Annotated in this window: 20 protein-coding genes and 2 tRNA genes; 18 read left to right on the forward strand and 4 right to left on the reverse strand. The window is 62.4% G+C overall.

Going from position 1 to position 19,624, the window contains the following annotated elements:
- Together ACXAHG_RS22190 and ACXAHG_RS22195 are read left to right on the forward strand one after the other, a co-directional pair.
- Positions 1-786, forward strand: a 786-nt coding sequence (locus ACXAHG_RS22190; RefSeq protein WP_475060837.1) for a Na/Pi cotransporter family protein, incomplete at its 5' end; no start/stop codon positions are given.
- A gap of 41 nt (positions 787-827) precedes the next feature.
- Positions 828-1,667: an EamA family transporter gene (locus tag ACXAHG_RS22195; RefSeq protein ID WP_475039674.1), complete on the forward strand. Its 840-nt coding sequence runs from the start codon at positions 828-830 to the stop codon at positions 1,665-1,667.
- A gap of 39 nt (positions 1,668-1,706) precedes the next feature.
- Here ACXAHG_RS22195 and ACXAHG_RS22200 read toward each other — a convergent pair whose 3' ends face one another.
- From ACXAHG_RS22200 to ACXAHG_RS22210, 3 genes are all read right to left on the reverse strand, one after another.
- On the reverse strand, positions 1,707-4,667 hold the full coding sequence (locus ACXAHG_RS22200; RefSeq protein WP_475060839.1) for an ATP-binding protein: 2,961 nt from the start codon (positions 4,665-4,667) through the stop codon (positions 1,707-1,709).
- Positions 4,668-4,911: 244 nt separating this feature from the next.
- A complete protein-coding gene (locus ACXAHG_RS22205) occupies positions 4,912-7,260 on the reverse strand; it encodes a methyl-accepting chemotaxis protein (RefSeq protein ID WP_475060842.1) in 2,349 nt (782 codons plus the stop codon).
- A 452-nt stretch (positions 7,261-7,712) separates the two neighbouring features.
- Positions 7,713-7,787 (reverse strand) — tRNA-Thr (locus ACXAHG_RS22210).
- Positions 7,788-7,872: 85 nt separating this feature from the next.
- Between ACXAHG_RS22210 and ACXAHG_RS22215 the strand changes: the two genes are divergently transcribed.
- The 5 genes from ACXAHG_RS22215 (at position 7,873) to hisD (ending at position 11,785) form a co-directional block, all read left to right on the forward strand.
- Positions 7,873-8,028 carry a hypothetical protein gene (locus ACXAHG_RS22215; protein ID WP_260016960.1) on the forward strand — a complete coding sequence of 52 codons (156 nt, stop codon included), beginning with the start codon at positions 7,873-7,875 and terminating at the stop codon, positions 8,026-8,028.
- Positions 8,029-8,034: 6 nt separating this feature from the next.
- Positions 8,035-9,306 (forward strand): UDP-N-acetylglucosamine 1-carboxyvinyltransferase, encoded by a 1,272-nt coding sequence (gene murA / locus ACXAHG_RS22220; RefSeq protein WP_475060845.1) that lies wholly within the window; start codon positions 8,035-8,037, stop codon positions 9,304-9,306.
- On the forward strand, positions 9,303-9,779 hold the full coding sequence (locus tag ACXAHG_RS22225) for a DUF2948 family protein (RefSeq protein ID WP_475060847.1): 477 nt from the start codon (positions 9,303-9,305) through the stop codon (positions 9,777-9,779). The genes murA and ACXAHG_RS22225 overlap by 4 nt, the downstream gene beginning before the upstream one ends.
- Before the next feature lie 3 nt (positions 9,780-9,782).
- Positions 9,783-10,295: a GNAT family N-acetyltransferase gene (locus ACXAHG_RS22230; protein ID WP_475060849.1), complete on the forward strand. Its 513-nt coding sequence runs from the start codon at positions 9,783-9,785 to the stop codon at positions 10,293-10,295.
- Between the two features lie 188 nt (positions 10,296-10,483).
- On the forward strand, positions 10,484-11,785 hold the full coding sequence (gene hisD / locus ACXAHG_RS22235; RefSeq protein WP_475060851.1) for a histidinol dehydrogenase: 1,302 nt from the start codon (positions 10,484-10,486) through the stop codon (positions 11,783-11,785).
- A gap of 81 nt (positions 11,786-11,866) precedes the next feature.
- Here the strand turns inward: hisD and ACXAHG_RS22240 are convergent, their stop codons facing one another.
- Positions 11,867-12,625, reverse strand: coding sequence for an SDR family oxidoreductase (locus ACXAHG_RS22240; protein WP_475060854.1), 759 nt, complete (start codon positions 12,623-12,625; stop codon positions 11,867-11,869).
- 161 nt (positions 12,626-12,786) lie between these two features.
- Between ACXAHG_RS22240 and ACXAHG_RS22245 the strand changes: the two genes are divergently transcribed.
- From ACXAHG_RS22245 to ACXAHG_RS22295, 11 genes are all read left to right on the forward strand, one after another.
- Positions 12,787-13,266, forward strand: coding sequence for a UPF0262 family protein (locus ACXAHG_RS22245; protein ID WP_475039657.1), 480 nt, complete (start codon positions 12,787-12,789; stop codon positions 13,264-13,266).
- Between the two features lie 3 nt (positions 13,267-13,269).
- Positions 13,270-13,728, forward strand: coding sequence for an arsenate-mycothiol transferase ArsC (locus ACXAHG_RS22250; protein ID WP_475039655.1), 459 nt, complete (start codon positions 13,270-13,272; stop codon positions 13,726-13,728).
- Positions 13,725-14,123, forward strand: a complete 399-nt coding sequence (locus tag ACXAHG_RS22255; protein WP_475060855.1) for a ketosteroid isomerase-related protein — start codon at positions 13,725-13,727, stop codon at positions 14,121-14,123. The genes ACXAHG_RS22250 and ACXAHG_RS22255 overlap by 4 nt, the downstream gene beginning before the upstream one ends.
- On the forward strand, positions 14,120-14,707 hold the full coding sequence (locus ACXAHG_RS22260; RefSeq protein WP_475060857.1) for a GNAT family N-acetyltransferase: 588 nt from the start codon (positions 14,120-14,122) through the stop codon (positions 14,705-14,707). Before ACXAHG_RS22255 ends, ACXAHG_RS22260 begins: the two co-directional genes overlap by 4 nt.
- Before the next feature lie 174 nt (positions 14,708-14,881).
- The gene (locus ACXAHG_RS22265; RefSeq protein ID WP_475060860.1) at positions 14,882-15,760 is read left to right on the forward strand and encodes a carbon-nitrogen hydrolase family protein; all 879 of its coding nucleotides are present in this window, start codon (positions 14,882-14,884) and stop codon (positions 15,758-15,760) included.
- Positions 15,761-15,843: 83 nt separating this feature from the next.
- On the forward strand, positions 15,844-16,062 hold the full coding sequence (gene infA, locus ACXAHG_RS22270; RefSeq protein WP_005978431.1) for a translation initiation factor IF-1: 219 nt from the start codon (positions 15,844-15,846) through the stop codon (positions 16,060-16,062).
- Positions 16,063-16,240: 178 nt separating this feature from the next.
- The gene (locus tag ACXAHG_RS22275; RefSeq protein WP_475060862.1) at positions 16,241-16,822 is read left to right on the forward strand and encodes a Maf family protein; all 582 of its coding nucleotides are present in this window, start codon (positions 16,241-16,243) and stop codon (positions 16,820-16,822) included.
- Positions 16,819-17,841 carry a ribonuclease E/G gene (locus tag ACXAHG_RS22280; protein WP_475060864.1) on the forward strand — a complete coding sequence of 341 codons (1,023 nt, stop codon included), beginning with the start codon at positions 16,819-16,821 and terminating at the stop codon, positions 17,839-17,841. Before ACXAHG_RS22275 ends, ACXAHG_RS22280 begins: the two co-directional genes overlap by 4 nt.
- On the forward strand, positions 17,838-18,041 hold the full coding sequence (locus tag ACXAHG_RS22285) for a DNA gyrase inhibitor YacG (protein ID WP_475039644.1): 204 nt from the start codon (positions 17,838-17,840) through the stop codon (positions 18,039-18,041). Before ACXAHG_RS22280 ends, ACXAHG_RS22285 begins: the two co-directional genes overlap by 4 nt.
- An 81-nt stretch (positions 18,042-18,122) precedes the next feature.
- Positions 18,123-18,197: transfer RNA gene (locus ACXAHG_RS22290), tRNA-Phe, on the forward strand.
- Between the two features lie 66 nt (positions 18,198-18,263).
- Entirely contained in the window at positions 18,264-19,442 is a 1,179-nt protein-coding gene (locus ACXAHG_RS22295) for a DUF6538 domain-containing protein (RefSeq protein ID WP_475060867.1), read from the forward strand.
- The last annotated feature ends 182 nt before the right edge of the window (positions 19,443-19,624 follow it).

The raw sequence follows: 19,624 nt of genomic DNA on the forward strand, positions 1-19,624 counted from the left end.
CCGCTGGGGCCGCTGTTTGCACGGCTGTTTCCGGAGCCCGTGCAGGCGGAGCCTGTGCAGCCGGGGCGGCCGGTCAGTGCGCTGGAGCAGGGCAGCTATGGCTCAGCGGCACTGGCGGTGAGCAATCTCAAGCGTGAACTGCTGCGGATGTCGGATCAGGTCAGCGCCATGTTCCGGCCGGTTCTGGACCTGTACCGTGAGAGCAGCAAGGAGCAGATCAAGACTGTCCAGATGATGGACGAAGAGGTCAACGGCTGCCTGTCGGGGATCCGCAGATACGTGGCAGCAATCCCGGAAGACGAATTTGGCGAGGATCAGCTCAAGATTGCGCGCGGCCTGATGGAATATGCCATCCGCCTGGAGACGGCCGGCGATGTGGTGGCGCGGCGGCTTACGGTTCTTGCCGGTGATCTGAACAAGAAGAAGCTGAGCTTCTCCAAAGAAGGCTGGATGGAAATCACCAGAATGCATGAGGCGATCATGGCCAACATGCAGCTGGCATCAAATGTGCTGATCTCTGACGACCTGGAAAGCGCACGTCTGCTGAGCCTGGAAAAAACCGAGCTGAAGCGCATGGAGCACGACAGCCGCAAGCGCCACTTGAAGCGCTTGCAGAATGGTGCCCGGGAGAGCTTTGAGACCTCGGACATCCATTTGGAAACGCTGCGTGCCCTGCGCGAGTTCAACAGCCATATCGCCGCTGTGGCCTATCCGGTTCTGTACCAGAACGGCCAGTTGCTGGAGACCCGGCTGATCAATGAAATGCAGCCGGAAGATGCCGAATGACGTCTGGCCCCCGGCTCCCAAACTGAAGACCAGCTCCTGAAATGACCCCCTTTGTTATTGCCATCATTTTGTCGGCGGCGATGCTGCATGCCGTGTGGAATGCCATTGTGAAAACAGCCGCCGACCGCACCACAACGCTGGGGCTGGTCGCCCTGGGCCATGTGCTGCCCAGTTTCGTGATGATCCTGGTGCTGCCGCTGCCATCGGCAGAAAGCTTCATCTATATCCTGCTCTCAACGGTGGTGCATTTCGGCTACTACTATACGCTGGGCCGGGCTTATCAGCACGGCGACTTCAGTGTTGTCTACCCGATCGCCAGGGGCATTGTTCCGGCGCTGGTCGGCATCTGGGCGATGCTGTTTGCCGGCGAAGTGCTGCCGCTGCAGGCCTGGGCGGGGATCGCGGTGATTGCAATTGGTATTCAGGTCAGCAGCTGGCGGGCGCTGCGGTCCGGCGTCGGCCGCGCGGCCCTTGGGTTTGCCGTCGGAACGGGCTGCTTCATTTCCATGTATTCGCTGATTGATGGTATCGGTGTGCGGCTGTCCGGCAATACGCTCAGCTACTGGGCCTGGGGGGCCTTCCTGCATATCTTCATCGCCGGGTTCATCGCCGTGCGCAAACGCAAGACCCTGGCGGTGCTGCCCAAGCGGACCTGGGCGCTTGGCATTGCCGGCGGGCTTGTGTCGATGACCGCCTACGGGCTTGTTCTGTATGCAAAGAACTTTGCGCCGCTGGGGGCTGTTTCGGCGCTGCGGGAAACCTCTGTTATCTTTGCAGCCCTGATTGGCTTTATCTTTTTGAAAGAAGGCTACTGGCTGCGGCGCCTGGGATCAGCGGTTCTGATGGCCGGAGGCGTCGCGTTGATCGGCCTGGCCGTCTAGGAGCCGGCGCTCCGCCCCAAGGTCAGCCCGGGGACGGGGTCAGGCGCTGGCCCGGGGCCGCAGATGCGGCTTGGCGTCTGCCTCAGCCTGCAGGGCTGCCAGAGTATGCAGCAGCACCGCCTTTTTGACAGGTTTGGTCAAGAAACGGTCCATGCCGGCGTCCAGGCAAGCCTGCTGGTCGCTGGCAAAGGCGTTGGCTGTCAATGCCACGATGAGGGGCTGCGGAATGGGGAGCTTGCGGATCTCCCGGGTGGCCGCAATGCCATCCAGCTCCGGCATCGACATGTCCATCAGGATGATCTCCGGGCATAGCGTCCGGCACATCTCGACAGCGGCGCGGCCGTTTTCGGCCTCAGCCAGCTCAACCGGCTGGCCGCGCAGGAACTTGCGGATCAACAGCCGGTTGGTTTGGTTGTCTTCGGCCAGAAGAACGGTGCAAGGCGCGATGCTGGCTTCGTCTTCGAGCGGCAGGCCGGCGCCTGGGTCTTGGGCAGCGGCGGCCGGGCGCATTTGCACCTCGAGCCTGAAACAAGAGCCTTGGCCTGGTTCGGAGACCACCGTGATGCCGCCGCCCATCCGCTTGGCAAGCATGCTCGATATCGTCAGCCCCAGCCCGGTGCCGCCAAAGGCTTTGGTTGTGGCGGTGTCGGCCTGGGTAAAACGGTCGAAGATATGGCGGGTCTGTGCCTGGGATATTCCGATGCCGCTGTCTTCGACCTCAACCACAAGACGGCAGGGGTCCCCGGCGGCATGTGAAACACGGATGGCGATAGCGCCCTGGGACGTGAACTTCACTGCGTTGCCAATCAGGTTGACTAGGATTTGGCGCAAGCGGCCATCATCGCCATGCAGCCGCTCCGGCAGGCCATCGGCATAGGTGACTTGCAGCTGCAGCCCCTTCTCCTCTGCTTTCGGGCAGAAAAGATCTGCTGCGCTGCCGACGCAGTCGCGCAGGGGGAAATCATCCTCGGAAATCGAAAATTTTCCGGCCTCAAGCCGCGACAGATCCAGGATGTCGTTGATTATCTTCAGCAATGCCTGGGCCGAATTGCGGATCGTCTCCACATTCTGCTGCTCGTCGGGCGGGAGCTCTGCTTCCGCCAGCAGGTCAGCCATGCCGATGATGCCGTTCATGGGGGTGCGGATTTCATGGCTCATATTCGCCAGGAAGTCGGATTTGGCGCGGTCCGCCTGTTCGGCAGCGGCCTTGGCTTCGGCCAGTTCCCGCTCGCGCTGCTTGCTGTGTGTAATGTCGCGTTCTATGCCGATAATGAGTTCGACGCTGCCGTCCGGCCCGGTGACCGGCACGATATCAGTATCAAACCAGGCCTCTTGCCCGGATTTGGTGTAGTTCAGCACCTCATTGTGATAGCGGATGCCCAGATCCTTGTGGCGGTTCATTTCCCGGATCACGCCAAGATCAGTGTCCGGCCCGTCCAGCAGCTCCGAAGGGGTCCGGCCGATTGCCTCCTGAGACGTGTAGCCGGTCGCACGGGTGAAAGCGTCGTTAACCCAAAGGATGCGGCGGCTGGCATCCGTCAGGATGATGCTGTCGGAGGCATGTTTTGCTACCAGCGACAGGCGGAAAAGCTCTGCCTGCTGCCTTTGCAATTCATCATGCGCATCTTCAAGCGCCTGCTTGCCGGCCTTCAGCTCCTTATTGCGCTCGGACAGCGTTTGGTTGGCGCGGATCAGCTCTTCGCGCAGATGTACATCTTCGGTCACGTTCCAGTTGACGCCAATCATCCAGTCACGATCGCTGGCATCGGTAAAGGGGCTGGCCAGGGCGCGGATATGCTTAAGCGTGCCGTCCGGCAGGATGGCGCGGAATTCGGCTGCGAAATGCGTTTTGTTCTGTTCAGCTGCCTGCAGTGTTTCGGCCACCCGCTCCCGGTCATCCGGATGCAGCATGGCCATCCAGTCATGGTCTTCCGGCGGGCCACGGTCCACGGGGATGCCGTAAAGCTCATGCATCCGGCTGTCCCAGGTCACATTGCGATTTTCAGAATCATATTCCCATATGCCGACCCGGGAGGTCTTGACTGCAATTTCCAGCCGCCGCGAAACCGCCTCCAGCTCCGCCTCGCGCCGCTTCAACTGGCCAATCACAGTTTGCCGTGCCGCCGACAGCCGCCCTGCCAGGACGGTTGGAAAGACGATCAGCCCGGCTGCCACGAACAGCGCAAGCCGCAGCTGCCACAGATTGCCGGGCACGTCCTGCCAGCCGCCGGACGGGCGGGCAGCCATTTGCCACGAACCGGATGGCAGATTGATGTCGAGCAAAACAGGATCCGCCGCTGGAATCGCGCCGGACCCCAGAAACAGGCGGCCCTCAGCGCCGGTTCCGTCCTTGCCTGTCAGCGCGATTTCCAGGCCGCTGGCAGCGCTGCTCAACCCGGTTTCTGCGTAGAGTGTTTCGGTCTCAACCACGGCTGACAGAATGCCCCAGAACTGCCTGCTACCGCCGGTGCCAGTGAAAATCGGCAGGCGGTAAATGAAGCCAGAGCCGCCTTGAACCAGATCGACCGGGCCTGCCAGCACCATTTCACCGCTGTCACGCACCCGGTGCGCCGCTGCGCGCTGAAAGGCATTCTGGTTGTAGTCAAGCCCGATTGCAGGCTCGTTTCCTTTCAGGGGGTAGATCAAGGAAACCACCAGCCCGGGGGCTGCCGCGATATGCCGGATGGCGGTCTTTCCTTCGAGAACCTGGGCGGCGATGCGTGCAAACCGGGCCTGGGTCATATCCGGTTCCGTCGCCAGCATGGCCGCAAGCCCGCGCAGCCGCTGATAGTCCCCGTTCACCTGCCCCTCGAGCCTGGATTTCAGCATTCCGGCCTCTTGCTGAATACGGGCGCGTTCCGATTGATGATGAATCGTGGCGTTCTGGCGCTCAGCGTAAAATCCCGCAACGCAGACAACCGCCAGAGCAAGCAGGGCAGGCAGGTAGGTCCGGTGGCTGAGCGCCCGCAGCCAGCTTGCGGGGAGGTTAGACACGGTCATTACGCTACCTTTTTTCTGCAAAACACAGCTGGCATCCGCGTCCGTTTTCTCTGCCAGGTGCCTGGTTCTGTCTCAGTATCCTTTTAAAGTCTGAAAAATCGGTTTTCACAACACCACCTGTTATTTTCAGGCAAACGCCCCCGTAGCAGATGCTGCAGGGGCGCAGGGTTGGCAGTGCCGGATTCATGGGTCCTGACCCTAAGGTCTGGGCCAGGCCCTCAGGTTTTGCGGGCTGCGGGCCGTGTCAGAAGTCCTGCCATTTCGCCAGGGCGGCTGAGCCGTCGGTTCCGGGAAAGGCATTGCTTGCTTCCGGCAGATCGTCCCAGCCAGAACCATGTGCCGACGGCAGTTCGGATTCTTGCGGCGGGGGCGGTGCGGCCATCTCAAGTCCGACTTCGAATTTTGCGACCAGACCGGCGAGCTTGGATGCATCCCCGCTCAGCAGCTGGCCTGCCGCGGTCATCTGCTCCACCATGGCGGCGTTTTGCTGGGTGACCTGATCCAGTTGCATTACCCCGGTGTTGATCTCGCCGATCCCGGTGGACTGCTCGGCTGCGCCCTCAGCAATGCCGGAAACAAGCCCGGAAATGTGGGCGACCTGGGACACAATGCTGTTCAGGGCTTCGCCGGCCCTTCCGACCAGATCCACACCTTTTGCCACTTGCTCGCCGGAGTTTGAGATCAGCGCCTTGATTTCCATCGCTGCGTCGGAAGAACGCTGGGCCAAAGCCCGCACTTCCGAGGCGACAACCGCAAACCCGCGGCCTGCGTCGCCTGCACGCGCGGCTTCGACGCCCGCATTCAGCGCCAGCAGGTTGGTCTGGAAGGCGATGTCGTCAATAACACCGATGATCTGCGAGATATGGGTGGCTGATTCCTCGATCCCGTTCATCGCAGACACGGCGTTCTGCACCACTTCGCCGCTTGCTTCGGCCTCGTCCCGGGCCTCGTTCATCGCGGTTTCCACGCTGCGCGCGCTATCGGCGGCCGCTTTGACGCTGGCGGTCATCTGGTCCAGGGCAGCAGCTGTCTGCTCCAGGGTCGCGGCCTGGCTTTCGGTGCGCTGCGACAGGTCATCCGAGGCCTGGCTGATTTCATGGGTGCCGTTGCGGATGCTGGTCGTGGCCTCGACCACTTCGCGGACGGTTGCATTCAATGTGTTGACCGTTTGGTTGAAATCCAGCCGCAGGCCTTTGTAGGCTTTGGGGAAAGGGTCATCAATTGTGGCCGAGAAGTCGCCATTGGCGAGATGGGTCAAGCCGGTGCGCAGTTCGGCGACCACATGATCCTGCTCGCGTTGCGCCTCCGCCCGTTCCGCCTCGGCGGTTTGGGCATTCTGCAGATCGGTTTTGAAACCTTCCAGGATGCCGGCGATATTGCCGAATTCGTCGCCGGTTCCCAGGCCGGCCACCGGGTGGCCGTAGTCCTTGGCGGCAATATGCTCGACACTGTCAGACAGGGCAGAGACCTTACGGGCAATGCCGCGGGCCGCAATCCAGGACAGTAGCGCCACAGCAAGCGCCACCCCGACGGCCTGCAGCATGGCGGCGTTGGAAAGACTGTTTTGCGCGGCCAGGGCTTCGGCGCTGTCAACTTCCACGACGATGCCCCAGGTTCGGTCGTCCAGGCCAACCGCCGTGGCCATGGCCTCTACCGGCTGCCCGGACAGGCCAAGCGTTCCGGAAAAGCTGCTTTCGCCGCCGCTGATGGCCGCGGTTATCTGCTGCAGCTCGGGCAATTGCGACAGAATCCGGTGGCCGCCGTCCCGGTCAGACGCGGTCAGGGCGACACCATCGCCCCGCACCAGATAAGCCTGGCCCGTTTCCCCCAGCAGAGCCGAGTGAGACAGGATTTCAGCGATCTCCCCGACCGGCACCCGCAGCACCAGCGCCCCCATGATTGCGCCTTTTTTGAAAATAGGCGACGAAATGAACATCGCGGCGACGCCGCTGTCCGCTTGGTAGGCAGCCATTTCCGACAGGTGCACGCTGCCTTGCTCCATCTCCAGTGCAGACCGGAAGGCCTGGCCCAGGCCGCTGTCCTTGAGAGGCCCGTCCAGGTAGTTCAGCGCAAAGTCATCGTTCTTGTGAACAGAATAGACCATGTTGCCCTGCACATCCAAAAGATAGGCATCCAGGAAACCCTGCTCCTCCAGGAAGGTGACAAAACCTGTGTGGTTCATCTTGTGGCGGATGGACCAGGCGGATTTGTCCTTGGCGTCCAAAAGCTTGTACCGCTCCCCTGCAGGGTTGGGATTGCCGTCGGCATAGGTGCTGCGCAGATAGCCGCTGGGATCGTCGCCCAAGGAGTAGAAGCCGTTGGAAAAATCGCGCAATGCCGTTTCAACTGCCTTGCTGGCAACAAGCGTGCGGGTTTGCGAGCGCAGGCCGGCCACCCAGTTTTCCAGCGCTTCCTTCCGTTCCTCCAGCAGCGTTGCATATGCCGCTTCGCGGTTGGTCTTGAGGGCCTGGCCGGCCTCCCAGGCAAAGAAAAAGCCGGATGCAAGCGTCAGCAGGATCGTCGGAGCGGCGATGGACAATGGCAGCTTGCGGCCCAGCCGCATATTGCCCCAGAAATTGAACAGTCGAGTCATTGCAGAGTGGTTCCCATCAACATTTCAGTCTGCCCGGCAGCCCGGGTGCGGCCATTGGCGGTGCCATCTGGGCGTTAGATGGGAGAAAACACTGTCTGCGATTCATTTCCGCAGCGTTAAAATGTCTCCGGAAGGCCCCGATTTGCGGCATTTACGGTGGTGTGGCGGCGGAATTTCCGAGTCATTTTTAGCTTTCACCCCTTAAGGAACCAGCGATTCGCGGATGCTGCGCCGATTCCCCGTGGTCTGGAACCGTCCGGCGCGGCAGCACCCGCGGGCGTGCCCGGCGGTCCGCTGCGGAATGGGGGCTGCAGTGGTTGGGCCGTGGACTGCGGCTTGAATGGCGAAAAGCCTTGTTTTCCCGGCAGTCTCGCCGCCGGCAAGCAAAAAGGAGGGCGGTGCAGCAGGGCAGCCCTGCTGCAGGACTTTGAAAGTATTCATTTTTTGGAAGATGGTGCTGCTGGAGAGAATTGAACTCTCGACCTCTCCCTTACCAAGGGAGTGCTCTACCTCTGAGCTACAGCAGCGCCGGTGAGGGGGCTTTTAGGCATAAACGCGGAGGGGCGCAAGAGCATTCTGGACGGTTTTTTCACACTAAGTTACAGAAGTCTTATGGCAGAGAAGAAATCACCTAAAAACGACGGTTCCGCTGTATCGCGCGAAGACCGGCTGAAGGCAGCGCTGAAGGCTAACATGGCCCGGCGCAAGGCCCAGGCCAAGGCGCGGGCGGACAAGCAGGACCAGGATACGGGCAAAAGCGGAGAGTAAGAGCAGATGGATTCGATTCTGGTAACGGGCAATGGCCCGCTGAACGGGCAGATCCCGATTGCCGGCGCCAAGAACGCCTGCCTCACCCTGATGCCGGCCACGCTCCTCAGCGAGGAGCCGCTGACCCTGACCAACGCGCCGCGGCTCAGTGACATCAAGACCATGACGCTGCTGCTGCAGTCCTTGGGGGCCGAAGTCTCCAGCCTGCAGGACGGCCAGGTGCTGGCGCTGTCGAGCCACGATCTGACCAGCCACGTCGCTGACTATGACATCGTGCGCAAGATGCGGGCGTCGAACCTGGTGCTGGGCCCGATGCTGGCGCGGCTGGGCCAGGCGGTGGTGTCGCTGCCGGGCGGCTGCGCCATTGGCGCGCGCCCGATGGACCTGCATATCCATGGGCTGGAAGCCTTGGGCGCAAAGATTGAGCTGAAGGACGGCTATCTGCACGCCAAGGCGCCGGGCGGCCTGAAAGGCGCAGTGGTTGAGCTGAGCTTTGCCTCGGTCGGGGCGACCGAGAACATCATGATGGCGGCAACGCTCGCCAAGGGCACTACCGTCATCAAGAACGCCGCGCGCGAGCCGGAGATTGTTGACCTGGCAGACTGCCTGCGCAAGATGGGCGCGCAGATTGAGGGCGACGGCTCCCCCGACATCACCATTCAGGGTGTCGACCGGCTGCATGGTGCCACCCATCAGGTGGTGACGGACCGGATCGAGCTGGGCACCTATATGCTGGCCCCCGCGATCTGCGGCGGCGAGGTGGAGCTGCTGGGCGGCCGCCGCAGCCTGCTGGACAGTTTCTGCGCCAAACTTGAGGCCGCGGGCATTGAGATCACCGAAGGCAAGAACAGCCTGACCGTCAGCCGCAAGAACGGCCGGGTGCGGGCGGTGGACGTGGTGACGGAGCCCTTCCCCGGCTTCCCCACCGACCTGCAAGCGCAGATGATGGCGCTTATGTGCACCGCCGAAGGCACCTCGGTGCTGGAAGAGAAGATCTTTGAGAACCGTTTCATGCACGCGCCGGAACTGGTGCGCATGGGGGCGCAGATCGAGGTCCACGGCGGCCATGCCACGGTGACCGGCGTCGAAAAGCTGAAGGGCGCCCCGGTGATGGCCACCGACCTGCGCGCATCCGTCTCGCTGATCCTGGCGGGGCTCGCGGCAGAGGGCGAAACCAAAGTGAGCCGGGTCTACCATCTGGACCGCGGCTATGAGCATGTGGTGCGCAAGCTGTCCGGTGTCGGCGCGAAAATCGAGCGGATCAAGGAGCAGTCATGACGGATGCCAGCTTTGAGGACGGCCGCGAGGCGCCGTTGAACCTGGGGGCGCTGGAGGAAGATGACCTCCAGGTGCTGTCCTCGCTGCTGCAGGACGCAGTGTTTCCGGTCACTGAAATGAGCTGGCGCGCGTCTGAACGCCGCTTTGCGCTTCTGGTGAACCGGTTCCGCTGGGAAGACCGCGACGCGGCGGAGCGGCGCGGCCGGTCATTTGAGCGGGTGCAGTCGCTGCTGGTCGTGGACAATGTGCTGGGCGTTTCCTCGCAAGGTGTGGACCGCAAGGACAAGGATCTGATTCTGTCACTGCTCTCTGTCACCTTCGAGCCGGGTGAAGACGGGGCAGGCCATGTTCTGCTCACCCTTGCCGGCGATGGTGCTGTCCGCCTGTCCGTTGAGGCGCTGGAGGTGTCCTTGCGCGACGTCACACGCCCATACCAGGCGCCTTCGGGCAAGGCGCCTGAACACGGCGCCTGAGCCATGCAGAACAAGCGCGGCATTTCCCAGGCCTTTGCCGCCCCAGCGGCACCACTGGAGATTCGCCGCGCCACGGTTTTTGACGTCTTTGCCATGAGCCGGGTGCTCATCGCCTCAATCCGCGATCTGTGCCAAGCCGACCATGGCGGCGATGCGGACCGGATTGCGGAATGGACCGCCAATAAGACGCCGGAACAGATCCGCGGCTGGATTGCTGGACCCGGGCGCTACTGGCTGGCAGACCACGGCGGAGAGACTGGAGCCGTGGGCGGGCTGTCTCCGGACGGCTCCATTTCCCTACTGTATGTTGACCCTGCCGCTGCCAGCCGGGGCACTGGCACCGCCATGCTGGCACATTTGGAAGCGGAACTGCTGCGCGATGGCCATACCGAAGGCCGCCTTGATGCCACCCGGACAGCGCTGGAGTTCTACCGAAAGCACGGCTGGCAGACGGCCGAAGAAGCCGGCGGATGCTGCGGCACCCCCTGCATCCCGATGCGCAAGTCCTTACGCTGACCTGCCGCTTCTTTCTGGTTCCAAATACCCCCGGGGTGAATTGGCCGTAAGGCCAAGAGGGGCAACGCCCCTTTTCAGTCGGACCTGCAGGGCAGTTCTCCGCGGCTTGCGTCCAATTGCACCGGTCCCGCGCATAAATCTTGAGGCTCTGCGCCCTTGCGGATATGCGGGGGCCAAAGGAGATCCCGATGCCGCAGTTTCTGAACACCGCTGATGCCGGTTTTGAACAGTCCTTCACCGCCCTCTTGGGCGCCAAGCGCGAGGACAGCCCGGATGTGGACACCATCGTGGCCGGGATCATTGCGGATGTCCGCGCCCGCGGCGATGCGGCGCTGGTGGAGCTGACGGCAAAATTCGACCGGCTGGAATTGGACGCATCGCAGCTGCGCTTCACCGAGGCTGAGGTGGATGCAGCCATCGCTGATGTTCCGGCGGAGGAACGCAAGGCCCTGGAGCTGGCGGCAGAGCGCATCCGTGCCTATCACGCGCGCCAGATGCCCGAGGATGCGCAGTGGACGGACGAAAGCGGCGCAACGCTGGGCTGGCGCTGGTCGGCGGTCTCCGCTGCCGGGCTCTATGTGCCGGGCGGGCTGGCTTCCTACCCCTCCTCGGTGCTGATGAATGCAATCCCGGCCAAGGTTGCGGGCGCCGAACGGCTGGCCATCACAGTGCCGACGCCGGACGGGCAAGTGAACCCGCTGGTGCTGCTGGCGGCACGGCTTGCGGGTGTCGATGAGATCTACCGCGTCGGCGGCGCCCAGGCTGTGGCGGCGCTGGCCTATGGCACTGAGAGCATCGCGCCGGTGGACAAGATCACCGGCCCCGGCAACGCCTTTGTCGCCGCGGCCAAGCGGCGGGTGTTCGGCAAGGTCGGGATCGACATGATTGCAGGCCCCTCGGAAATCCTGGTGATCGCAGATAAGGACAACAACCCGGACTGGATCGCACTGGACCTGATGAGCCAGGCCGAACACGACGAAAGCGCCCAATCGATCCTGATCACAGATGACGAAGCCTTTGGCCGTGCGGTGGCTGAGGCCGTGGACAAGCGCCTGGAAACACTGGAGCGCCGCGCCATTGCCGGGACCTCCTGGCGCGACTTCGGTGCCGTCATAACGGTGCGGGATATGGATGAAGCCGCGGTGCTGTCGAACCGTATTGCGCCGGAGCACCTGGAGCTGTGCGTTGCCGATCCGGTTGCCCTCAGCGAAAAGACAGTTCATGCCGGCGCAATCTTCCTTGGTCAGTACACCCCCGAGGCAATCGGGGACTACGTTGGCGGCCCGAACCACGTGCTGCCGACGGCGCGCTCCGCCCGGTTCTCTTCCGGCCTGTCGGTGATGGATTTCCTCAAGCGCACCACGCTGAGCCAGATGACCCCGGATTCGCTGCGCGCCATCGGCCCGGCAGCCGAGGTGCTGGCAAAAAGCGAAAGCCTGGAAGCGCATGGTCTGTCCGTGACTGCACGTCTGGATGCGCTGAACGGGTAAGGGAGCAAGAGGCGCTGCCCCTCTGCGCGTGCCGCGCATTCACCCCGGGATATTTGGGGCAAGAAGAAGAACTGAGCACGCTTAGTAGTGCGCAGTGTATCCGCCATCCACGGCCAGCACTTGCCCGGTGATGTAAGACGCCGCCGGTGATGCGAGGAACAGGATGGCGGGTGCCAATTCCTCCGGCTCGCCCCAGCGGCCTAGCGCAGTGGCGTTTTTCAGCTTCTCTGCAATCGCGGGGTCTGCAGCAGCAGCCATATTGGGTGCGGTTTTGAAGAACCCCGGGGCAATTGCGTTCACGGTAATTCCCTGAGCGCCAAGCTCTGCCGCCAGCGCCCGGGTCATACCGTTGATGCCGGCCTTGGCCGTCGTATAGGCGGCGTCGCCCGATTGCGCGATGAGGCCGGCAATCGACGAGATGTTGATGATCCGGCCCCAGCCCTTGGGCGCCATCTGCGCCGCCGCCATTTGCGCGAGGCGGAAAGGCGAGACCAGATCCACCTCCCATAGGGCTTGCAGGTCGGCGCGGGTGAACTCCGGCAGGCTGCGCCGGTCGCGCTGGCCGACGTTGTTGACCAGAATGCTGAGCCCGCCCTCCTGCGCAATCTTTGCCATCGCCGCCGAAGCGGCGTCTTCATCCGCGATGTCCAGCACCAGCGGGCGGGCGGTGCCGGGCATCCGGGCGAGCGCGGCCTCTACCCGCTCCCGGCTGCGGCCGTTGATCCAAACCTCCGCCCCCGCCTCTGCCAGGAGCCGGGCTGCGGCAAAGCCGAGACCATCGGTGGAGCCGGTCACCAGCGCGCGGCGGCCATGGAGGGAAAACTGTTCAAGCCTTGTCATTTCTCTGCCTCCTGCCAGCAGCAGGCTGACCGCGGCGGGCGTGGCCTGTCAAGCACTGCCGCAAACCGGCAGGAGATTGACGCCCGCTGCTGCATTGCCCCGGGCAGAGCGGTACGATACTCATGGCCGGACGCCCCTGCGCATATCAGAGACAAAGACCCATGAGCCGCATCAGCCATATCGAACTGGACGACCGCAACCTGCCGCCCCCGACGCCCGAGATCGAGCAGGAGCGCAAGGTGGCGATCTATGACCTGATCGAGGACAACAGCTTTGCCCTGCCGCAGCGGGAAGACCGCGAAATTCCGGCCGGCCCCTATCATCTGGGGCTGGCGATCAGGGACAAGCGGCTGGTCTTTGATATCAACACCGAATCCGGCGAAAAGGCCGCAGAGTTCCATTTGTCGCTGTCGCCGTTCCGGCAGGTCGTCAAGGACTATTACCAGATTTGCGAGAGCTACTTTACCGCGGTAAAGACAATGCCGCCCAGCCAGATCGAAACCATCGACATGGCGCGGCGCGGCATTCACAACGAAGGCAGCCGGGTTCTGCAGGAAAGGCTGGAAGGCAAGGCCGAGGTCGACACCGACACCGCCCGCCGCCTGTTCACCCTGATCTGCGTCCTGCATTTCGGAGGCTGACGCGTGGAGGATCTGCCGCAGTCCGTTCTGTTCTGTTGCGACCACAATTCGGTCCGCTCTCCGATGGCGGAGGGCATCATGAAGAAATTCTATGGCACCGGCACCTATGTGCAGTCCGCCGGGGTCAAGAACGACATGGAGATCGACGGCTTCTCCATCGCGGTGTGCCAGGAAATGGATGTGGAACTGTCCCGCCACCGGTCCCGCTCCTTTGACGAGATGGAACGCTGGGGCGACGACCTGTCATCCTTTGACCTGGTGGTGGCCCTGTCGCCCGCCAGCCAGCGCCGGGCGCTGGAACTGACCCGATTTTTTCACCTCGATGTCGAATATTGGCCGATTATGGACCCTACCGGGCTCGGCGAGACGCGTCAGGCCAAGCTAGATATCTACCGTCAAACACGGGATCAAATCATCCAGCACCTGAAGAACCGCTGGGGTGAACCGACGGAGAGAACATGACCGATACCATCGCGCGCTATTTCGCGGCTTTCAACGCCGGCGACACGGACACCATGCTGGACTGCCTGGACGAGCAGATTGCCCATCACGTGAACGAGGGCAAAATCCGGGTGGGCAAGGAGAAATTCGCGGAATTCTGCACCCATATGAGCCGCTGCTACAAGGAAGAGCTGACCGATATGGTGATCTTTTCCAACGACGATGGCAGCCGCGCCGCGGCGGAGTTCATTGTCAACGGCACCTACCTGGCCACCGACGAGGGCCTTCCGGAGGCCAAGGGCCAGACCTACCGCCTGCCTGGCGGATCGTTCTTTGAACTGAAGGACGGCAAGATCTCCCGCGTCACCACCTATTACAACCTGGCGGACTGGATCGCCCAGGTCTCAGCCGGATGACCATCCGGGTCGAACCCATGACCGGCGCGGCGCTGGAGGCCGCGCTGGATGATGTGGCGCGCCTGCGGATCAAAGTTTTCCGCGCTTGGCCTTACCTGTACGACGGGGATCTGGCCTATGAGCGCGAGTACCTGCAAAGCTACCGCGACAGCACCCGCGCCGTGGTGGTTGGCGCCTTTGACGGGGATGCTTTGGTGGGGGCCTCCACCGGCGCGCCGCTGAGCGACCACGCGGATGATTTCGCCGCGGCGTTTGAGGGGAGCGGGATTGATCTGAACGGCGTCTTCTATTGCGCCGAATCCGTGCTGCTGCCGGAATACCGCGGCCATGGTGTTGGCCACGGGTTTTTTGACGCGCGCGAAGCGCACGCCCGCAGGCATGGGTTCGGCAAGACCGCTTTTTGCGGCGTGCAGCGCCCGGCGGACCACCCCTTGCGGCCCGCGGACTACGCACCGCTGGATCCGTTCTGGCGCAAGCGAGGCTATGCTCCGCTGAAGGGCGCTATTGCGCATTTTTCCTGGAAGGACGTGGATCAAGCGGAAGAAACCAAGAAGCCGCTGCAGTTCTGGATCCGGGACCTGTAGCTCTGCCGGAACGGGGCGACGGGGGAGAGCGTTCCGCCGGGCCGCCGGGCCGCTGCACCAGGGGGTGTACGGGGGGTGTACAGGGGGTGTACACATGGCACCCCCCCCGTCTCCGGAGCAGCCCGGGAATAACCGGACAACTTAAGGGCTGCATTTGCACGAGGGGAAGACAGAATGAAAATCGCCACCGCCGCTTATCCGCTCGACTGGCTCGACAGCTGGGAACAGTACGAAGACAAGCTGGCCGCCTGGGTCGCAGAGGCCGCCGGCAATGGAGCAGAACTGCTGGTGTTTCCCGAATACGGCGCGATGGAGCTGTCGACGCTGGACGGTGCGCGGATTGCCGGTGATCTGGAGCAGTCGATCCATTCGGTGTCGGAGAAGATGGAGGATGCGGCTGCGCTGCATTTGAAGCTGGCAGCGGAATTCGGGGTGCATATCCTAGGCGCCTCCGCCCCGGTGAACAGCGGGCTGGCCCGGCCGGTAAACCGGGCAGAGCTCTATACGCCCACAGGCGGGCGGGACCATCAGGACAAGCAGATCATGACCCGGTTTGAGCGCGAGGATTGGGGCATCATGGGCGGCGGCCCGCTCAAGATTTTCGACACGTCCTTGGGAAGAATCGGGGTGCTGATCTGCTATGACAGCGAGTTCCCGCTCCTGGGCCGCGCACTGGCGGAGACAGACGTGATTCTCGTCCCCTCCTGCACCGAGGCGCTGGCCGGATACTGGCGGGTTCGCATTGGAGCCATGTCGCGGGCGCTGGAAAATCAGTGCGTGACTGCCATGGCCTCCATTGTCGGGGCCAATGAATGGTCGGAAGCCGTGGACATGAACACCGGCATGGGCGGCATTTTCGGCCCGCCGGACAAGGGCTTCCCCGGTACCGGAGTGCTGTCTGAGGGCGCATTGAACCAGCCGGGCTGGACCTATGGAGAAGCGGACCTGGAGGCGATCGCCCATGTGCGGGCGGATGGCGGCGTGCTGAACCGCCTGCACTGGGAGGAGCAAATGCCGCGGGTGAAATCGGTCACAAAGGCCGCTCTTTGCTGATTGAGCCCTTGAAATATTGGAAAAATGACCCCATTTAAGCGCACGTCCCGCAGTTTGCGGGTTAACGCAACGATGGAGACAACATGGCCAAGGAAGATACGCTCGAATTTCCCGGTGTCGTGAAGGAACTCCTGCCTAACGCGACGTTTCGGGTCGAGCTTGAGAACGGCCATGAGATCATCGCGCACACGGCAGGCAAGATGCGCAAAAACCGCATCCGTGTTCTGGCTGGCGACAAGGTTCAGGTGGAAATGACCCCCTATGACCTGACCAAGGGCCGGATCAACTACCGCTTCAAGTAAGTATTTGATCAGGAAGAAATATCAAGGCCCGGCAATCTGCCGGGCTTTTGTTTTGAAGCGGCCTTTCGGCCGCTGCCTCCGGCGGGAGTACTTATGGCAAGATGAAAGAGCTGGCTGCTCTTTTCACGAGGCCGCTATTCGCCGTATTACGGGCGCAAACCGTTAAGAGGGCCAGGCTATGGCATTTATCCTAGGATCGGGCAGCCCGCGGCGGCTGCAATTGCTGGCGCAGCTGGGTGTTCACCCCGATGAGGTGCGCCCGCCGGAGATTGACGAAACCCCGCTCAAGGGCGAGCTGCCGCGCGCCTATTGCGCCCGGGTCACGCGGGAAAAGACCGCTGCGGTTCCCGCAGGGACAGACGATGTTGTCCTTTGTGCGGACACCACAGTTGCGCTTGGCCGCCGTATTCTGGGCAAGCCCCGTGACGCTGGCGAGGCGGCGGAATTCCTGCTGGCGCTGTCCGGCCGCCGCCACCGGGTTATCACCGCTGTTGCCGTGCGCCGCGGCGGCCGTGTCTGGGAAAAGGACGTGGTCAGCCAGGTCAAGATGAAGAACCTCTCCGATGAGGAGCTGAACGGCTATCTCGCCACCGGCGACTGGGAAGGCAAGGCCGGCGCCTATGCAATCCAGGGGCCCGCGGGCGCCTTTATCCCGTGGATCAGCGGTTCTTTCACCGGCATCGTCGGGCTGCCGCTCTCTGAAACCGCAAACCTGCTGCGCGCCGCCGGGCTGCCGCTCTATCAGGAGGCCGCCGCATGAAGGGCCGCACTATCATTCTTGACCATATTCAGGACCGTGAAGCCGCCGCGCTGATGGTGGACGGCAAGCTGGAGGATTTCCTGGTTGAAAGCGGCGCCCCCGCGCCGGGCACCATCTACCGCGCCCGCGCCGACCGGCCGGTGAAAGGGCAGGGCGGCATGTTCCTGACCACACCTGACGGACCTGCTTTTTTGCGCCAGGTCAAAGGGCTGGCCCCAGGGCAGATGCTGCTGGTGCAAGTGTCGGGCTACGCCGAACCGGGCAAGGCCATTCCGGTTAGCCAGAAAATCCTGTTCAAGAGCCGCTTTGCCATTGTCACGCCGGAAGCCCCTGGCCTCAATGTCTCGCGCAGCATCCGCGACGAGGATGAGCGCGACCGGCTGCTGGAAATTGCCCATGAGGAAATGGGCGAGGCGGGTTATGGCCTGATTCTGCGCTCCGCCTGCGCCGGTGCGGACAGCGAAGAGATCGCCGAAGACGTGGCCGCGATGGCAGCCCTTGCTGAGCAGGTGATGCAGGACGAAGGAGCCGGGCCTGAGGTTCTGGCCGAAGGCGACACGCCGCATCTGCTGGCTTGGCGGGAGTGGGTTGAACCCGCCGATGTGGAGCGCGAGCCTGGCGGGTTTGAGCGCTTGGGCGTGCTTGATGCTCTGGACACCGCACGCGGCATCCGCGAGCCTCTGACGGGTGGCGCCTTCTTGTTCATAGAGCCGACCCGCGCCCTGGTTGCAGTGGATGTAAACACCGGTTCGGACACTTCACTTGCGGCAGGTATTAAGGCCAATATGGCCGCCGCCAAGGTCCTGCCCCGCGCCTTGCGTGTGCGCGGCCTGGGCGGCCAGATTGTGCTGGACCTGGCCCCGATGCCGAAGAAGGACCGGCGCGGGTTCGAAACCGCCCTGCGGGCTGCATTCCGGGCGGATTCCGAAGAGACCGTGCTGGCTGGCTGGACCAGCCTCGGCCATTACGAATTACAGCGCAAGCGCGGCCGGATTGCCCTGAGCGAGGTGCTGAAATGAGCTGTCCGATCTGCGGCGGAGAATCGCAAAAGAGCTACCGGCCTTTCTGTTCCAAGCGCTGCGCCGATATTGATCTTGGGAAGTGGCTGAACGGTGCTTATTCGGTGCCCAGCCAGGACCCGGAAGACCTTGAAAACGCTTTAGAAGAAGCCGAACGCGTCTTCATTCTGGAAGAAAAACCGCACCAAACCCGCCATTAGCGATTTTCTTTGAAAAACCCTCTGGACACCGCCGCGCCCAGAGCATAGAAGGCCCCCACCCAAGGCGAACAGCCTTCCCGTGCCCGGGTAGCTCAGGGGTAGAGCAGTGGATTGAAAATCCTCGTGTCGGTGGTTCGATTCCGCCCCCGGGCACCACTTCCCAAGCCTAAGTCATTGTGCCGCATCAGCTTTTGCAACGTGCAGAGCGAGGCGTAGTACATTTTGGAGTACATTTCTTCCCGGCATGTCTTCGTGAAAGAGGGCATCTACTACTTCAACCGGCGTGTCCCCGCAGATCTTCGGAAACATTATTCTTCCTCCAAGATCTCCTACTCGTTGAGGACCAGATCGCATCCCGTGGCCTTGGCAAGAGCGGCCAGTGCCGCCTTTAAGCTGGACGAATATTGGTACCACCTGCGGACCCAGGACGCTGATCTTCCCGGCAAGCATCTTCTGCGCCATGGCCTCTCCCGTCCCATGTCGGCACTGGAAGGCGGGCAGGACGTCACCACTGATGCTCTGACGCTCTCTGAGGCTGTGTTGACATACCTGCGCCTAAAAGGCCTTGGCAGGCCGGAGACCTTCCACCGGGCTGCACATCGGTCCTGCGGCTACGTTATTGACGTCTGCGGAGATAAGCCACTGCCGGACTACACCAAGGCAGACGCCAATGCCTTCCGGGATGCGTTGATCAAGAAGGGGCTTGCTGGGAGCAGCATTACACGGATCTTTGGCACCGTCCGCGCCGTGTTCAACTTTGCCGTGGCGGAGGAAGGACTTTCCATCTCCTCCCCATTCGCCAATGTCTATTATGATCGGAATGCAGGCGTGGCGGTCCGCAATCCCATCCCAGTAGATGTTGTCCGTGCCGTGCAACTGCAGTGCTACCAGATGGACGATGAAATGCGCTGGCTGGTGGCGCTGGTTGCCGACACCGGCATGCGGTTGGCAGAGGCTGCAGGTCTGCTGCGTGAAGACATTTTCCAGCAGGAGGATGGCAGATGGGCGGCCCGTATAACCCCGCACCCCTGGAGGAGCCTGAAGACCGAAAGCAGCAGCAGGATTGTGCCACTGGTTGGCTCTGCGAAGTGGGCTGCCCGGCGCATCCACTCCCGGCAGGACGGCAACAGGTTCGCTTTTCCTCGCTACAACACCTTAGACAAGACCAACGCCAATTCTGCCAGTGCCGCTCTTAACAAGTGGCTGAAGGCCTACGTCCCCAAGGGGGCCACAATGCATGGGTTCCGCCATTCCATGCGAGACCGGCTCCGTGCAGTGGAATGCCCAGCGGACGTTGCTGACCAGATCGGCGGATGGCACACGGATGGGGTTGGTCAGGGATACGGTAAAGGATACCCGCTGGAGGTTCTCAGAAAGTGGCTGGATAGAATTGCACCTTAGACGGCTGGAGCAGCACGTCTCCGGCTGACGACTACGCCTCGCTCTGCACGTTGCAAAAGCTGATGCGGCACAATGACTTAGGCTTGGGAAGTGGTGCCCGGGGGCAGTCCTAAGGGCGGTGTTGACCGGGTTCTAGGCCCGTTACAGGCACCGCCGTGGCCATATGCATCAGCAAAATAAGG

It is taken from the genome of Leisingera sp. ABD4_442, from assembly GCF_056160905.1.

What these genes read in the sequence shown, in the direction of transcription:
- ACXAHG_RS22195 (WP_475039674.1), top strand. Translation starts at nt 828, where the DNA reads ATGACCCCCTTTGTTATTGCCATCATTTTGTCGGCGGCGATGCTGCAT.
- ACXAHG_RS22200 (WP_475060839.1), bottom strand. Translation starts at nt 4,667, where the DNA reads ATGACCGTGTCTAACCTCCCCGCAAGCTGGCTGCGGGCGCTCAGCCAC.
- ACXAHG_RS22205 (WP_475060842.1), bottom strand. Translation starts at nt 7,260, where the DNA reads ATGACTCGACTGTTCAATTTCTGGGGCAATATGCGGCTGGGCCGCAAG.
- ACXAHG_RS22215 (WP_260016960.1), top strand. Translation starts at nt 7,873, where the DNA reads ATGGCAGAGAAGAAATCACCTAAAAACGACGGTTCCGCTGTATCGCGC.
- murA (WP_475060845.1), top strand. Translation starts at nt 8,035, where the DNA reads ATGGATTCGATTCTGGTAACGGGCAATGGCCCGCTGAACGGGCAGATC.
- ACXAHG_RS22225 (WP_475060847.1), top strand. Translation starts at nt 9,303, where the DNA reads ATGACGGATGCCAGCTTTGAGGACGGCCGCGAGGCGCCGTTGAACCTG.
- ACXAHG_RS22230 (WP_475060849.1), top strand. Translation starts at nt 9,783, where the DNA reads ATGCAGAACAAGCGCGGCATTTCCCAGGCCTTTGCCGCCCCAGCGGCA.
- hisD (WP_475060851.1), top strand. Translation starts at nt 10,484, where the DNA reads ATGCCGCAGTTTCTGAACACCGCTGATGCCGGTTTTGAACAGTCCTTC.
- ACXAHG_RS22240 (WP_475060854.1), bottom strand. Translation starts at nt 12,625, where the DNA reads ATGACAAGGCTTGAACAGTTTTCCCTCCATGGCCGCCGCGCGCTGGTG.
- ACXAHG_RS22245 (WP_475039657.1), top strand. Translation starts at nt 12,787, where the DNA reads ATGAGCCGCATCAGCCATATCGAACTGGACGACCGCAACCTGCCGCCC.
- ACXAHG_RS22255 (WP_475060855.1), top strand. Translation starts at nt 13,725, where the DNA reads ATGACCGATACCATCGCGCGCTATTTCGCGGCTTTCAACGCCGGCGAC.
- ACXAHG_RS22260 (WP_475060857.1), top strand. Translation starts at nt 14,120, where the DNA reads ATGACCATCCGGGTCGAACCCATGACCGGCGCGGCGCTGGAGGCCGCG.
- ACXAHG_RS22265 (WP_475060860.1), top strand. Translation starts at nt 14,882, where the DNA reads ATGAAAATCGCCACCGCCGCTTATCCGCTCGACTGGCTCGACAGCTGG.
- infA (WP_005978431.1), top strand. Translation starts at nt 15,844, where the DNA reads ATGGCCAAGGAAGATACGCTCGAATTTCCCGGTGTCGTGAAGGAACTC.
- ACXAHG_RS22275 (WP_475060862.1), top strand. Translation starts at nt 16,241, where the DNA reads ATGGCATTTATCCTAGGATCGGGCAGCCCGCGGCGGCTGCAATTGCTG.
- ACXAHG_RS22280 (WP_475060864.1), top strand. Translation starts at nt 16,819, where the DNA reads ATGAAGGGCCGCACTATCATTCTTGACCATATTCAGGACCGTGAAGCC.
- ACXAHG_RS22285 (WP_475039644.1), top strand. Translation starts at nt 17,838, where the DNA reads ATGAGCTGTCCGATCTGCGGCGGAGAATCGCAAAAGAGCTACCGGCCT.